This window comes from Paenibacillus shirakamiensis, assembly GCF_017874255.1.
In the GTDB taxonomy this organism is placed as follows: Bacteria; Bacillota; Bacilli; order Paenibacillales; family Paenibacillaceae; genus Fontibacillus; species Fontibacillus shirakamiensis.
The window spans coordinates 1,498,283-1,512,963 of record NZ_JAGGLD010000001.1 but is presented as its reverse complement, the minus strand read 5'-3'; the positions used below and the strand labels follow the sequence as shown (position 1 = coordinate 1,512,963).

The following is a 14,681-nucleotide window of genomic DNA, read 5'->3' as shown; positions in this document are numbered from 1 at the left end:
GGGTAACGGCCTCTTTTTTATAGATTGTTTTTTGGCATCCAGTGTGCAATAATATTCTTTTGCCTTGAGGGTTTTTGAAAGAATCGATAGACCATGTACTGGGGGATGTAAATTGGAGCGTTACCCGTTTGATTATGACTTGACACAGCCCTTTCTTCCACAATTAGGTGAGTGGATCGCGGATGTATTTTATGATATTTTGCCGGAAGCTGGATTTGAAGTCCGAGATGAACAGATTTTTATGGCTTATCAATTAGAACGAGCTTTTGCTGAGAAAAAGACGATTTTTGCTGAAGCAGGAGTAGGTACAGGGAAAACTTTAGTGTATCTGCTGTATGCCACAGCTTACGCTAGATATACACGCAAACCAGCAATTATTGCCTGTGCGGACGAATCTCTGATTGAACAGTTGGTCAAGCCAGAAGGCGATATCTCCAAGCTGATGAAGCATTTAGAGTTTGCGATTGATGCCAGACTTGGAAAGTCACCAGATCAATATTTGTGTCTAGTTAAATTGGATGATGCTCGGGATAAGGAAGAAGAAGCTTGGCAGTATCAAGAGGTGTATGATGAACTGCCTGGATTCGTCCGGAAGCCGGAGACCATGCAGGCTTTCCATGCTTATGGAGATCGCAAAAATTATGGGTCCCTAAGCGATGAACAATGGGAGAAGATTAGCTGGGATTCATTCATGGATTGCTTCGTCTGTGATCGTCGTCACCGCTGTGGGCAGACATTATCTCGGGATTATTACCGCGCAAGTTCCGATTTGATCATCTGTTCCCATGATTATTATATGGAGCATGTATGGACTTATGAAGGTCGTAAACAGGAAGGTCAACTTCCTCTACTACCTGAACATTCCTCGGTTGTATTTGATGAAGGTCATTTGGCTGAAAATGCAGCTCAAAAGGCGCTAAGTTATAATCTCAAACATTCCATTTTTGAGGAAATTATTGTTCGGCTCTTAAGTGGGGAGATTCGGGAAACGCTAGCGGTACGCATCGATCAAGCGATAGAACAAAGTGAGATGATGTTTGAATTATTAAAAGCAGCTAGTCGGCCGATTCCGGGTTCTGAGCGGATGAGTATTGATCTAAATGATGAGGTGCTTGGAGCGATTCGCATGCTCTGCGTACATTTGGATGCCATTGAAGAAGGTCTTGTATTTGAAAGCGAACTATACACGTTAGATGCATATCAGCTTCGCATTGTTGAGACGCATTTGGAAATGATCCAGAAAGCCCTCAGTCTGTTCCAAAGAGCTGAAGCGCCGATCTGCTGGACTTCTATCAACAAAAATGACCTTACCTTGTCGATTATGCCAAAAACGGTGAAGGAAGTTCTGAAAGAACGTGTCTTCAATTTAAATATTCCGATTGTGTTCTCTTCGGCAACGATGTCGGTGGATGGTTCCTTTGCTTATGTAGCGGATAGTCTAGGCATTCAGGATTACCTATCTTTTTCTGTCAATTCGCCATATGATTACGAACATCAAATGAAGTTATATGCACCGAACTGGAGCCAAGAAGGAAGTTTTGAGGACAAGCTAGCCTTAGCTGTGAAAATGCTACAACGTACAGAAGGTAGAGCCTTAATCTTATTCCGTACAAAGGAAGATTTGCAGCAGTTCAAGGCGGCAGTCCAGACGCAGTCTACGTTAAGTGGTCTTCGATTCATTTATGAAGGGGACCGAGAAATTAGTCATCAGATTGCTGATTTCCAAGCCGATGAAGCAAGTGTCCTGTGTGCAGTGAGCTTATGGGAAGGCTTAGATATTCCGGGCCCTTCCTTGTCCAATGTGATTATTTGGTCGTTACCGTTTCCTCCGCTAGATCCTGTGATTCTCGCCAAGAGACAAGCAGCAGCTAAGCCCTTTGAAGAAGTGGACTTGCCTTACATGAAGCTGCGTCTTCGTCAGGGATTAGGCCGATTAATACGGACTTCAACGGATGAAGGAATGGCGGCGATTCTAGGTGGAACCTTGTTTGATCCAGCATCCGACGTTGCTAAGGAAATTGCTGCTGTACTGCCTAAGGGCGTTACGTTAGAAGTATTATCTTAATCTTGGTATAAGAGCAAGAGCAAGAGCAAGAGCAAGAGCAAGAGCAAGAGCAAGAGCAAGAGCAAGAGCAAGAGCAAACACTTACAACATGGTGTAGGCTTGAATAAATATTTCAGCATCTGGATTTGAGTGTAAGCTGAAAATGGATAAGAGCTTGCTCTTTTTATCCATGAATCTAGATCCAATCGAAATAGCTCCCCTTATCCTTGTAGAAAGGATAAGGGGAGCTTATTTTGATTGGAAACTAGAAAATAACGCACAATTAAGCTCAATACCTACCTCTACCTAACTCTAAGTTTACTGCTGCCTCTATATGAACCCCTTATTAGTAAGGCCATTTCAGTAGATCAGGATTGATCTTAGGTACAAGATTTGCTTCAGCAGCTTGCTCAAGCAAAGCGCTTATGGCTTCGTATCCTTCTGTTCCAAGGTCTGCTGTAAAAGAGTTAACATAAAGATCTATATGCGCCTGAGTTACTTCAGGAGCCATTTCTTGTGCATGCTCTGCTATATAGACCTTAGATTCCTCAGGATGTGCCCAGGCATATTCTAAGGATGAGCGGATCCAGCTTGCTAGAGCAGGCAGATCCATATCGCGCTTAGCTATTATAGCCCCGAGTGGAATAGGATGACCGGTTGTTGTCTCCCACCAGCTCCCCAAATCGACAATCTTAGACAAGTTGTAATTAGAATAAGTAAAACGAGCCTCATGAATGACGAGTCCTGCGTCAATCTCACCATCCCGTACAGCGGGCATAATCTGGTCAAAGGGCATGACAACAATGTCGCCGACGCCACCTGGGATATTTCTTGCTGCCCACAAGCGGAACAAGAGATAAGCCGTAGAGCGTTCGCTGGGTACAGCGATTCGTTTGCCAGATAGAGCGGAGAGATCTGAGGAAGAATTGTTGCTGCTTAACACGGAGTCCCGGGTAAGGACAAGCGGGCCACATCCTCGGCCTAAAGCTCCTCCGCAAGGGAGCAAGGCATAATCTTCAAGCACCCATGGAAGGGCGGCATAGGAAATTTTCATGATATCTGGACCAACCCGGTCAATGGCCCAGTGATTTGTAATATGGATATCTGCATAGGTCACGTCCCACTCGGGAGCACCAGAGATCTTGCCGTGAACTAAGGCATGGAATACGAATGTGTCATTGGGACACGGAGAGAATGCAATCTTCATGTGAGTACCTCCTGAAGGTGAGTGATGGCGGTCTCTAGAGCCCGCAGGGCATCCCCAATCCGCCAAGCTGCTTTGTCGCGAGGTCCAACGACGTTGGAGATCGCGCGGATCTCCATGATCGGCAGACCGAATTTGTCTGCCGCAACAGCTACGCCGAAGCCTTCCATGGCTTCGGCAACGGCCCCAGGGCTGCGGCCAGCGCGAGCGGCAGCCGTGAGGGCGGTGCCGGTGGCGGCGGATACCGTAAGGACCGGTCCCGTGTGGACCGGTATCCCCGCAGCGGCAAGGGCTTCGCTCAGGCGCGTGCTAAGCGCCGCATGAGCGGGAAGGCGGGACGAGCCGAAGCCGAGCTCGTCCACGGAGGCGAAGCCTTCGCCGGTCTCTGCGCCTAGGTCGGCTTGTTCAATGGTCGTAGCCACGACCACCGAGCCGATCTCGGCGGTACCGGCGAAGCCGCCAGCGATGCCGGCGCTGATCACAAGATCATAGTCGCCGCTAGCAAGAGCAATGGCCGTATTCGCAGCAGCAGCGGCAGGACCGACCCCGGCCAGCTTAACCTCAACCTGAATGCTCTCGTGATTCACATTCCAGCCTCGAAGAATGGCTGCTTGTTCAGCTTCTACCGCCGTCATAATTAGAATTCGGCGGATAAGTCCTTGTTCAGGAGCTTCGGGAAGAAATGATGAGTTCATACGTGCAAGCTCCTTTTTGCCATAAGCATCATAAAATATAGTTATTCTGAATCAAGTCATAGTGTAAGTGTAAGTCAATTTAGTGAAGAGGACAACTTCTATACAACGTTCTGACTGTGTTTTAATATATAAAAAATGATATAATGAACGTCTGTGCAAATGCAATACAAGTTGAAGGGGATATCATTCATGCCGTTAACACGAAAGCGTACATTTATATTGCTTCTGTTTCTAATTGTCGTCTGGGGAGTAAATTGGCCTCTTTCTAAACATGCTCTCGAATTTTGCCCTCCATTGTTGTTTGGAGGTATCCGTCTCCTTATAGGCGGATTGGTCTTACTGTCCATTGCCTTGCCTCGTTGGAAAAAGCTTCAGTGGACAGCGAATTGGCCTTATTATTTCATTTCTGCTGTCCTCAATATTGTGCTGTACTATGGATTGCAGACGGTGGGTCTGCAATATCTACCAGCTGGCTTATTCTCAGCTATCGTGTTTTTACAGCCTGTTCTTCTAGGTGTATTTGCTTGGTTATGGCTTGGAGAATCCATGTATGGACGCAAAATAGCAGGATTAATTCTAGGATTTTTAGGCGTAGCCGTGATTGGTGCAGGTGGGCTTACCGGCACCTTATCTCCCTTAGGGATTATTCTAGGGCTGGGAAGCGCACTGAGCTGGGCACTAGGTACTGTCTACATGAAGCGTATCGGGAGCAAAGTAGATTCCTTATGGATTACTACGATGCAAGTGTTGATAGGAGGCGTGGTGTTATTAGTGGCAGGAACCTTGAACGAAACATGGTCGGCCATTACATGGAACGCTAACTTTATCTTCGACACGTTATTCATTTCGGTCTTTGTTGTGGCTGCCGGATGGATGGTATTCTTCACCCTCGTGGGATCAGGAGAAGCTAGCCGGGTAGGTTCGTTCACCTTCCTGATTCCCGTGGTGTCTATCAGTTGCAGCGTAATCTTCATGGGAGAGCAGCTTACCGCGAATCTTATCCTCGGATTTATTATGATTGTTGGAAGTATTATACTTGTGAACAGTCGGAAGCGAAAAAAGACCCCAGACCCTTCACCACGCCCCCCCACCCAGCTAGGGAGTAGCTCTAACTCGTAGATGAACTATAATTATCTTTTGTGGAACCCTAATTAATGTGCGGGGACGTTCGAGCATTGAACTGTAACGTTCATTTTTTAATTTTATGAGCTCAATCTAACTGCCTTAAGCATCAGGAAAAATTACAAAACCCATCACTTCAGCTTAAGCTGGTGATGGGTTTTATGTTCCTATAGGACAGGATCTACTGATTCACTATTCTTTTCCACAAGTTCTTTTAATCTTAAGCTTCCAGGGTCGCTATCCGAGCAGGCCTTTTCTCCCTTAACATCAGGAAGTAGAGTAGAGATGAGGTAACATACAATGCGCCGGTGATGCTGAACGTATAAGCATATCCATAGTAACTGCCATAAGTGATAACCAAATACGATTGAACCGGACCCATGGTGGCCCAGCCCATCATAAAGGCCGTCTGCATTAAGGAATTCGCAAGTCCTTGCCGCTTGCTAGATACGCGATCAATCATTACGGTGGACTGGATGGGGTTAGCTGAATTCATAAGTGCCTGCCGGAATAAAAAGCTGATGGAAGCTATCCATAGCAAGTTCGTGAACCCTGTTAGCAGCAGGAAGGGTAATGACAGTAACTGAAAAATAACAACGGCCCGTACGTTTCCAACTTTAGAAGCAAGCAATGTGCCCATAAGCAAGGAGAAAATCGTCATGATTTGTCCCAGCGAGATTAGAATACTCATGGCACTTAAGGACACCGAAAAGCGGTTGGTAAAGTACAAATTTAGGTAAGGTACGACTAGTCCCGAGCCGAAGCCGATTAGCAGGTTCGTTAAGACAAATTTGGCAATGAATCTATAATCTTGAGCAGCTGTAGGTTGTGCGACTGCCTTGGGAGGCTCGGGAATTTCATCGCTATGTATTACGGGCACTTCTTCTTGGATCTTGGTCTCCTTTAATAGAAGGAGGGGGACAAATGTGCTGAGAGTCATGATACTGCCCATGACCAACACGAATTGAAGACTGACCAGTCTAGATAGACCCAAGGTCTGTAAAAGATCGGCTATAATACCGCCGCCAATATTACCAAGAACTTGTGAGGCTAACATTGCTGAGGAGAAATAGCTGAACATGCGAAGGCGTTCATGTTTGGTGGCATTTTGGGCTAAATAAGGAATGGAGAGAACCTGAAATACAGCGCCAAATAACCCGGAAAATACAGCGAATGTTAATAGGGTACCTTCAGATACCATTAGCGAACGTCCCACGAAAAAGAGACCGCTGAATAAGGCACCGATGATCAAAAGTTTCTTGCGACTGACTCGATCTCCTAAGAGGCCAATGGGCACGAACATTAGTGCCGTAGCTAAGGATTGGATACTGACAATTCTTCCATTCATGGAGTCGTCGTAGCCTAGATTTTGTATGTACAAATTATAAAGTAGCGAAAACGTGCCCGTACCTAGTTGATAAAGGATATTGGCAAGGAAAAACAATTTGATATTCCGAGACCAACTCGTAATATCTACTCTGGTCTGCTGCATAAATTTCATATGTAAGATAACCTCCGTTTCGCAGCGAATTCTTTTATCTTAACAGGATTTGCTACATTGAGAAAGGAAAGTAGACAACTCGGTAAAGTGATATTTAACTTTTTAGTAACTTTTTCTTATGTCAGTCGTTTACATGACAGGACAGCAAGGATGCGTTATGCTTGAAAGGTATACTTAAGATAGAAAAACATTATTACTTTTATTCTAGGCAAGACATGAAAGGATAGCCCACTTTTATGATAATCTCAGATATTTTATCGTATATAACGGAAGACAATCTCAAGCTGTGGCTTGAGCGCTTTCGGGCGCTTGGTCCATTGCCAGCTATTATTCTTCCATTTCTTAAATCTTTTGTACCGCCCCTGCCTACGCTCTTAATTATCGGGGTGAATGCTGCTGTATATGGACTATGGCTTGGATTTCTATATTCCTGGCTCGGGATTGTTGCAGGATGTGTCGCTACCTTCTTAATCGTAAGGAAAATCGGACATTTGCCATTCTTGACCCGGATGTCGCAGAAGCCTAAAGTGGAACGAACTCGCTTATGGATCCAGCGAAATGGGTTTAGTTATGTGTTTCTACTTAGTCTTTTTCCTGTGGGTCCCTTTGTCATTATCAACATTGCCGGAGCGCTATCCGGTATGAGGCTTCGCACGTATCTATTCGCTATCCTTGTAGGCAAAGGAATTATGTGTTTCACGATATCTTGGATTGGAGCCGATGTTTCAAAATATTTGGACCATCCGCTTCAGATTCTCTACATTGTCTTGTTTGTAGCGGTATCCTTACTGATTACAAAACGGATTGAAGCATGGTTCACCGTTCGCAATCAGATGACGAGGGTTGAAGAGGCATAATAGGATAATAAAATAATGATATATTCATTAAAGACAGCCACCCTACATCCTGTAGGGTGGCTGTCTTTTTTCTTGCCCAAAATAAATGTTATGGGGGAGGGCTTTAATCTTCTCTGCCATAGATTCAAATGATATCAAAGATTCAAATGATATCAATGATAACTTCTTTTGGATTAGAGGTCTCTATGCTATCGGATGAGGGTACATGTATTTTTTTCGCATGGGTCCAGACAATCCAAGCCAAATAGATGAAGAGCAACACATTCATGGCGGAAGTCAAAAATAAGCTCACACTATAGGATGCTCCGCCATTGGTAGAATGGTAAAAGATATCATACGTATTCAAGAATATTGTAAAGCTGAATCCTCCAGCTAACCAGAGTAGTCTCTTATCTCGTAGGTAACCGTAAGCTAGAAGCGCCAGAGCCGCTGCTGGGAAAAGATATCGTTCATGCATGCTGGTTGAGAAAGTGAATACGCCCACAATTTGCAGAAGCCCAGCTAGTGGAGCATACAATGGGTTTCGTGTACGGAGGATGAACCACCAGGAGAATAATGTGGTTAGGACGATAAAGATCATTCCCCAAGTATGATAGCTGAACACGAACCAAGTGCTGGCATCCTTCGTATAATTGGCACCAATTAAGGCGAAGAAGTTATAAGCATTCACGGAAGCATACGGATATTCTCCGAGAGTTGAAGAATATAGATGAATCAGCCAAAGTGGACTTTGCCCGAATGAAAAGGGAAGAATGACGACGAGGGTAGTTAAGGCAAAGGTTCCCGCTGCTCGCAGCCATGCCTTGATGGTGCGCTGACGAAGCAACATGAAGAACAGAACAGGAACATAGATGATGCCTTGAGGCTTCATCAGAACTGCTGCTGTAAGTAGTAAGGTAGCTACATTCAGTCGTTGGTTCACCATGAAATAGAAGGCGGCGACAATCCATAGCGTAAAGAAGGAATCCACTTGTCCCCAAACTGTAGAATTTATAAATACGGCCGGATTAAACATGTAGAACAGGGCGATCAGGAATCCAGTCTCTGCTGTTACATACTTCCGAGAAGCGTGATAGAGCAGCAGCGCTGTGGCGCCATCTGCCAAGATAGACGGCAATTTAATTAGAAGCGTTGAATAGGAGCTCCAGCCTGGAAGACTAACGAGCTTACCAACAATATACAGAATATACACATAAAATGGAGGGTAATCGCTTGACCCTTTAATGTAGAAATCCGATAAGCTGGAAGCGGCTGAAGTTGCCCAGTTTTTAAATAAAGCAAGGTCGAAAGGATGTCCTGGAAGCCATGGAGCTAAGGCTATGCGAAGTAAAATCCCCGCACTGATGACCGTCCATAACCAAGTTTTGATGTTCAGAGATGGAATACGGCATCCCTTTTTTCGGATAATCACATAGGCAAGAATAGCAAGGGCAGCGAATAGTACGGCATAAGTAGCTACAGATGAGCCATAAGAGCTGCTGCTTGATTCTTGCATACCCATGTGTCCGCCTCTTTGACCTGAAGGCCCCCCTTTGTGGTTCGGATCATCAGACTTACCAGATTCTTTATTCCAGCGGTCCCCGGATTCATTAGTAACTTTCTTTTCAGAATTAGAGCTCTGATCCTGATTAGGTACCGGATTGGACGGGCTACCTTGATCGGTATTAGAGTTCGGATATGGACTGGCATTAGAATTTGAATCTTGATTGGGACTGGGGCTGAACTGATGACTTGAACTTGAACTCGATCCTTGATTAGAACTTGAACTCGATTCTTGGTTGGAACTTTGAGCTGGATTAAAAGTACCGGATGGAGCTCCTTGCGGAGCATCTTTCTGTGCCCCTTGCATACCGCCAGCTTGATTTTGTCGTCCTGCACTCCATGATGAACCTGCCGCTTCCTTCTTCCCATGTGTCTGTATTAAGGAGAACAAGCATACTCCTGCACATAGAAGAATAATCACTAGGCTCAGAATCTTCGCTCTTGAACGGGATATAGTCATCTCTAACACTCCTCTCTACGTATCTTTGTTCTTAGTATGAGGGGACGTGCTGAATACTAGCTGAATGTTTCCTGACTCTTTGCTTAAAAAAGCCGTTCGACAATGTTCATGAGGTGTCTAATTTTTGGACATATATCGAAAAGTGTCTAGTTTTTATGAGTTTATCCTCATCTCAACTTGTCTACATCTTTGTATAGGAGATGATAACCATGACTAATACAAAAGAAAATGAACATCGCAAAGCCTATTTAATTGGGGGCGGAATTGCTTCTCTCTCGGCAGCTGTCTTCATGATTCGTGATGGGCATGTTAAAGGGAAGAACATTACCATTTTGGAAGAAAGACGAGTGAATGGTGGATCGCTAGATGGCTCGGGTACCGAGGAGATGGGCTACGTAATTCGCGGAGGACGTATGCTGAATGAACCTACATATGAGTGTACATGGAGTATGCTTGATTGTATTCCTTCGTTAGATCGGCCGGGAATATCCGTGAAGCAAGAAATTCAACAATTCTCCAGCGAGCACCCTACTCATTCTAAGGCACGTGTGGTGGATGCGAGTCGTCACATTGTTGATGTAGAGCATATGCAGTTCTCTAATCAGGATCGGTTGGATATTGGTAAGCTACTAGTAGCTTCAGAAGAAAGTCTGGGTACAGAAAGAATTAAAGACTGGTTTGAACCTGAATTTTTCGAGACAAACTTCTGGTACATGTGGGCAACGATGTTTGCTTTTCAGCCGTGGCATAGTCTTGTGGAATTCAAACGATATATGATTCGGTTCATGCATGAATTCCCTCGAATTAATACGCTTGAAGGTGTAGCTCGCACACCGTATAACCAATATGATTCCATTGTGCTTCCAGTTCAGACTTGGCTTCAAGAACAAGGGGTACGTTATGATAATAATATCCGTGTGACGGACATTGTGTTTCGTGCGGGGATTGCAGAAAAAACGGTCGAGCGTATTATCTACGAGCGGGATGGAGTGGAGGCTTCCATGGAAGTGGCTGCCGAAGACCTTGTCTTCTTCACCAATGGTTCCATGACAGAAGCATCAGACCTTGGCACGATGCAACAAGCGCCGAAGCTGGGGCAGAAGGGATCTTCCTTCAGATTGTGGGAAAAATTAGCCTCTACACAGACCGATTTTGGAAATCCTTCATCTTTTGCCGATCATATCGAAGGTTCCAAATGGGAGTCGTTCACTGTTACATGTACAGATCCTTTATTTTTTGATTTTATGGAGAGCTTCACAGATAACGTAGCAGGCTCGGGTGGTCTCGTTACGTTTAAAGATTCTAATTGGCTCATGTCCATTGTTCTGGCCCACCAGCCACATTTTCGCAATCAACCTGAGCATATTCAAGTCTTTTGGGGTTATGGATTGTTCCCAGATCGTGTGGGGAATTATGTGGACAAGAAGATGTCGGACTGTACCGGGGAAGAGGTACTGCAGGAATTAATGGGACATCTCAAATTCAACGCTGAACAAGTGCAGAAGATGCTGTCTACTTCGAACTGTATTCCTTGTATGATGCCCTTCATTACGAGCCAGTTCATGCCTAGGGCGATCGGAGACCGACCGCAGGTCGTGCCTCAAGGGTCTACGAACTTTGCCTTTTTAGGTCAATACACAGAACTGCCTGAAGATGTTGTATTTACCGTGGAATATTCGGTTCGTTCTGCACAGACGGCGGTGTATCAGTTACTGCATTTGGATATGGAGATTCCAGCTGTGTATCATGGGCGTCATCATGTAAAAGTACTTTGGGATTCTCTAACTACAATGATAAGATAGTCTTCCACGCCCATTAATGGTTAGTATCTAATCCAATGTGTGATCGGAAGAGCGAAATAGGATGTACTACAGACAGGAAACGAGACCATCGTTTTCTGTCTTTTTGTTGTAACCTTTAGAATCTATGAATTTGGTTAAATATACTATAGGACTTTAATAGATTGATAAGATTTCTATAATAACGGAGGCTATTCGATGTACAAAAAACTCAGTTTGACGTTGTTCCTCATCTTATGTTTAAGCTTTCCTCAGATGTCTTTTGCGGCAGGTTCTACACCTGCAGTAGGAACTATTACAGCTTTGCTTGGTGTAAATGATCAGCTAACCGAACTTCATCCCGTAATGAAAAATGGGAATTATTATAGCCCAGTTAGGGATGTAGCTACAACGTTACATTTGCAAGTATCGGGTACGATTGACCAAGTTGTACTCCAAGATGAGTCAGGTATGTCTCTGGTTGTGGAACCTCAGAATCAGAAGGCCAAGCTCTATGGCGGAGAAGAAGTAAAGACACAAGTATTCGTCGAAGGCGGCAAGACGTGGGTCCCAGTGTCTCTAATTGGACGCGCTTTTGATTATAATCTAACGTATGTAGCTTCCTCGTTCCTGATTCGTCTGGTAAAAGGTCCAGAAGCGGGTACGATAGAGCAATTCCAATCGACCTATAAAGCGCAGATTGATCAACAAATTGCAACGAATAAAAAGGCGGCAGAGTTGGCGGCCAAACCTGTTACCCCAAGCCCGCAACCAGGTAAGAAACCTACTACCCCAGCTCCTAAGCCAAACTCAGGGGATAAAGATCAACCGACTACACAGCCTCATAGTAAGCAACCTTTATATCTAAGTTTTGATGATGGCCCTAGTCCACATACGAGTCAATTACTTCAGATTTTGGATAAATACAATGTTAAGGCAACTTTCTTCATGTTAGGCAAAAATATAGCTACGTATCCTTCCTCTATAAAGAAAATTGTAGATTCTGGACACGCAGTTGGCTTGCATGGCATGTCACATGTGAAGAATAAATTTTATAAATCTCCCGATGCAGCCTTAGCTGAGATGAATGATGATAACGCCCAGCTTAAGAAAGCGACGGGAATCACTACACATCTGGTTCGTTCTCCCTATGGAAGCAAACCTTATCTAACACAGGCTTTTCGCAATAAATTGGTAGGGGGCGGCTATCATATTTGGGACTGGAATGTAGATTCGCTAGATTGGAAATACAAAAATGATAGTACTTCCATCTATAATGGTGTAATGAAACAAGTGAAGGCTCAGCACGAGAAGGGAATAGCTCCAGTTATCTTGTTCCACGATCAGGAAGCTACGCTTAAGGTATTACCGCGCGTACTCGCTTCGCTTAAAGCACAAGGGTATTCGTTCGAACTCATTACTTCTGATATGAAGCCTTTAAATTTTTGGCATGATGAGCGTTAATATACGCTAAGATCAGCTGGAATCTATTAAGTATAGCACTGCCCTTTCCGCAAGGAGAGAGGTGGTGCTTTTTTAAGGTTTGAACTATAATCACTATTCGGGCTTGTAGATGCAAGCTAACTATACTGAACTTGTGAGGTACATTCATGCATGCAGCCATTGAAGTACAAGATTTACGGAAAACATTCAAAGTACAGCGGAACCGCGAAGGGCTCAAAGGGGCTTTTCAGGATCTATTCAAGCGAGAATATAACGAGGTAGCCGCGGTGAAAGATATTTCTTTTACTATTCCCGAAGGGGAGATCTGCGGTTATATTGGGGAGAACGGAGCAGGGAAGTCCACGACTATCAAAATGTTGACAGGCATTCTGGTACCGACTTCTGGCACGCTTAAGGTAGGGGGCTATGTTCCTTTTCTTGAACGGGAGAAATTCGTCAAAAATATCGGGGTAGTCTTCGGCCAACGGAGCCAGCTATGGTGGGATATTGGAGTGATCGAATCCTTCCAATTGCTACGCAAAGTCTACCAAGTGCCAGAACAAGATTTCAAGCGCCGACTAGATGAGCTAACGGAGCGCTTGCAGTTACAGGATTTGCTTAGCAGACCCGTAAGAAAACTTAGTCTAGGTCAGCGTATGCGCTGTGAATTGGTTGCTGCCTTGCTTCACAATCCATCAATTGTCTTCCTCGACGAGCCGACCATCGGCTTGGATATTGTAGTTAAATCTGAAATTCGGGATTTCTTAAAGAGTATGAATCAAGAATACGGAACCACTATCCTGCTGACGACTCATGATTTGCAGGACATTGAAGCTTTGTGCTCTAGAGTCATTATGTTAGATGATGGCCGCGTGATCTACGATGGGGGTCTGGATGATCTTAAGACGCGCTGGGGAACGGGGCGAGAGGTTCACTTTCAATTCGGTAAGGCCACGCGAAAAGATAAGCTTGAAGCTTGGACGTTGGATCTGCCCGTAAAGTGGAGTGCAGAGAATGACATGGCCGCTAAAGTATGGATTCCACTGGATACTAACGTCTCTGATGTTCTAAGCCGAGTAGTAGGGCAAGCAGATATTACGGATATCAAGATCATCGAGACGAATACGGATGATATTGTGCGGAGCATTTATCAGTCTGGTTCTGCGGTACGGAGTGAAACGGAATGGAAGGAAGGCATAACCTCATGAGGCAAGGTACTAGTATAGTAAGGAACCTCATGAATAGTGCATATCTCGATTTTGTACGTATCCGATTCCTGACCATGCTTGCTTATCGCGTGAACTACTATTTGGGTATTTTTATTTATATCTTGAATATCGGCGTATATTACTTTACGTGGAAAGCGATTAGTGGCAGTGGGGGAGAACTTGGGGGATTCACATCGGCTCAAATGACGACTTATGTAGCGGTCACTTGGATGGCTAGAGCGTTCTACTTCAACAATCTCGATCGAGAAATCTCATCGGATATACGGGATGGCAGTATCGCAATCCAGTTCATTCGGCCTTATAGCTATATACTCGTCAAAATGATGCAAGGTTTCGGTGAAGGGATATTCCGCTTCCTATTGTTCATGATTCCAGGTATGGCGATTGCCATTCTTTTATTTCCCGTGCAGCTGCCTACGGCATGGTCAGCATGGCTTGGCTTCCTGACGATGTTATTATTCAGTTTTTTAATTAACTCTCAAATTAATGTAATTACGGGACTTATGGCGTTTTTTGTGGAAAATAACGAAGGCATGATGCGGATGAAGCGAGTGGTCGTGGATTTGTGTTCAGGCTTGATCGTGCCAATCACGCTTTTTCCGGGCTGGCTTGCCCATGTTCTAGAGTGGCTCCCTTTCCAAGCGATTACGTATTTGCCAGGGGCGGTATTCACAGGACGAATTACAGGCTCATCTGTGTGGCAAGTGCTAGGGATTCAGGTGACTTGGTTCCTCGTGTTATTGCTTCCAATGATCGTATTGAATCGATTAGCAAGACAACGTCTGTTCGTGCAAGGGGGTTAAGCA

At 44.7% G+C, this 14,681-nt stretch carries 11 protein-coding genes; 7 read left to right on the top strand and 4 right to left on the bottom strand.

Annotated features, from left to right (window positions below):
* Positions 1 to 112 precede the first annotated feature (112 nt).
* Complete coding sequence (locus J2Z69_RS06765; RefSeq protein ID WP_209860336.1) at positions 113 to 2,065, top strand: ATP-dependent DNA helicase; 1,953 nt, start codon at positions 113 to 115, stop codon at positions 2,063 to 2,065.
* Between the two features lie 325 nt (positions 2,066 to 2,390).
* Here J2Z69_RS06765 and J2Z69_RS06760 read toward each other — a convergent pair whose 3' ends face one another.
* A complete protein-coding gene (locus tag J2Z69_RS06760) occupies positions 2,391 to 3,251 on the bottom strand; it encodes a 1,4-dihydroxy-6-naphtoate synthase (protein ID WP_209860334.1) in 861 nt (286 codons plus the stop codon).
* Positions 3,248 to 3,943, bottom strand: a complete 696-nt coding sequence (locus J2Z69_RS06755; protein WP_209860332.1) for a futalosine hydrolase — start codon at positions 3,941 to 3,943, stop codon at positions 3,248 to 3,250. The genes J2Z69_RS06760 and J2Z69_RS06755 overlap by 4 nt, the downstream gene beginning before the upstream one ends.
* Positions 3,944 to 4,132: 189 nt before the next feature.
* On the opposite strand from J2Z69_RS06755, the gene J2Z69_RS06750 reads away from it, so the two are divergent.
* Positions 4,133 to 5,062 (top strand): DMT family transporter, encoded by a 930-nt coding sequence (locus tag J2Z69_RS06750; protein WP_209860330.1) that lies wholly within the window; start codon positions 4,133 to 4,135, stop codon positions 5,060 to 5,062.
* 223 nt (positions 5,063 to 5,285) lie between these two features.
* Here J2Z69_RS06750 and J2Z69_RS06745 read toward each other — a convergent pair whose 3' ends face one another.
* Positions 5,286 to 6,566 carry an MFS transporter gene (locus tag J2Z69_RS06745; RefSeq protein WP_209860328.1) on the bottom strand — a complete coding sequence of 427 codons (1,281 nt, stop codon included), beginning with the start codon at positions 6,564 to 6,566 and terminating at the stop codon, positions 5,286 to 5,288.
* A gap of 236 nt (positions 6,567 to 6,802) precedes the next feature.
* Between J2Z69_RS06745 and J2Z69_RS06740 the strand changes: the two genes are divergently transcribed.
* Complete coding sequence (locus tag J2Z69_RS06740; protein ID WP_209860326.1) at positions 6,803 to 7,423, top strand: TVP38/TMEM64 family protein; 621 nt, start codon at positions 6,803 to 6,805, stop codon at positions 7,421 to 7,423.
* Between the two features lie 142 nt (positions 7,424 to 7,565).
* Here J2Z69_RS06740 and J2Z69_RS06735 read toward each other — a convergent pair whose 3' ends face one another.
* On the bottom strand, positions 7,566 to 9,425 hold the full coding sequence (locus tag J2Z69_RS06735; RefSeq protein WP_209860309.1) for a dolichyl pyrophosphate Man9GlcNAc2 alpha-1,3-glucosyltransferase: 1,860 nt from the start codon (positions 9,423 to 9,425) through the stop codon (positions 7,566 to 7,568).
* 209 nt (positions 9,426 to 9,634) lie between these two features.
* Here J2Z69_RS06735 and J2Z69_RS06730 point away from each other — a divergent pair, with 209 nt between their 5' ends.
* The 4 genes from J2Z69_RS06730 (at position 9,635) to J2Z69_RS06715 (ending at position 14,678) form a co-directional block, all read left to right on the top strand.
* A complete protein-coding gene (locus J2Z69_RS06730; RefSeq protein ID WP_209860306.1) occupies positions 9,635 to 11,227 on the top strand; it encodes an oleate hydratase in 1,593 nt (530 codons plus the stop codon).
* Positions 11,228 to 11,422: 195 nt separating this feature from the next.
* Positions 11,423 to 12,667 (top strand): polysaccharide deacetylase family protein, encoded by a 1,245-nt coding sequence (locus J2Z69_RS06725; RefSeq protein ID WP_209860304.1) that lies wholly within the window; start codon positions 11,423 to 11,425, stop codon positions 12,665 to 12,667.
* Positions 12,668 to 12,813: 146 nt separating this feature from the next.
* Positions 12,814 to 13,854, top strand: a complete 1,041-nt coding sequence (locus tag J2Z69_RS06720; protein WP_209860302.1) for an ABC transporter ATP-binding protein — start codon at positions 12,814 to 12,816, stop codon at positions 13,852 to 13,854.
* Between the two features lie 29 nt (positions 13,855 to 13,883).
* The gene (locus J2Z69_RS06715) at positions 13,884 to 14,678 is read left to right on the top strand and encodes an ABC transporter permease (protein ID WP_209860300.1); all 795 of its coding nucleotides are present in this window, start codon (positions 13,884 to 13,886) and stop codon (positions 14,676 to 14,678) included.
* Positions 14,679 to 14,681 lie beyond the last annotated feature (3 nt).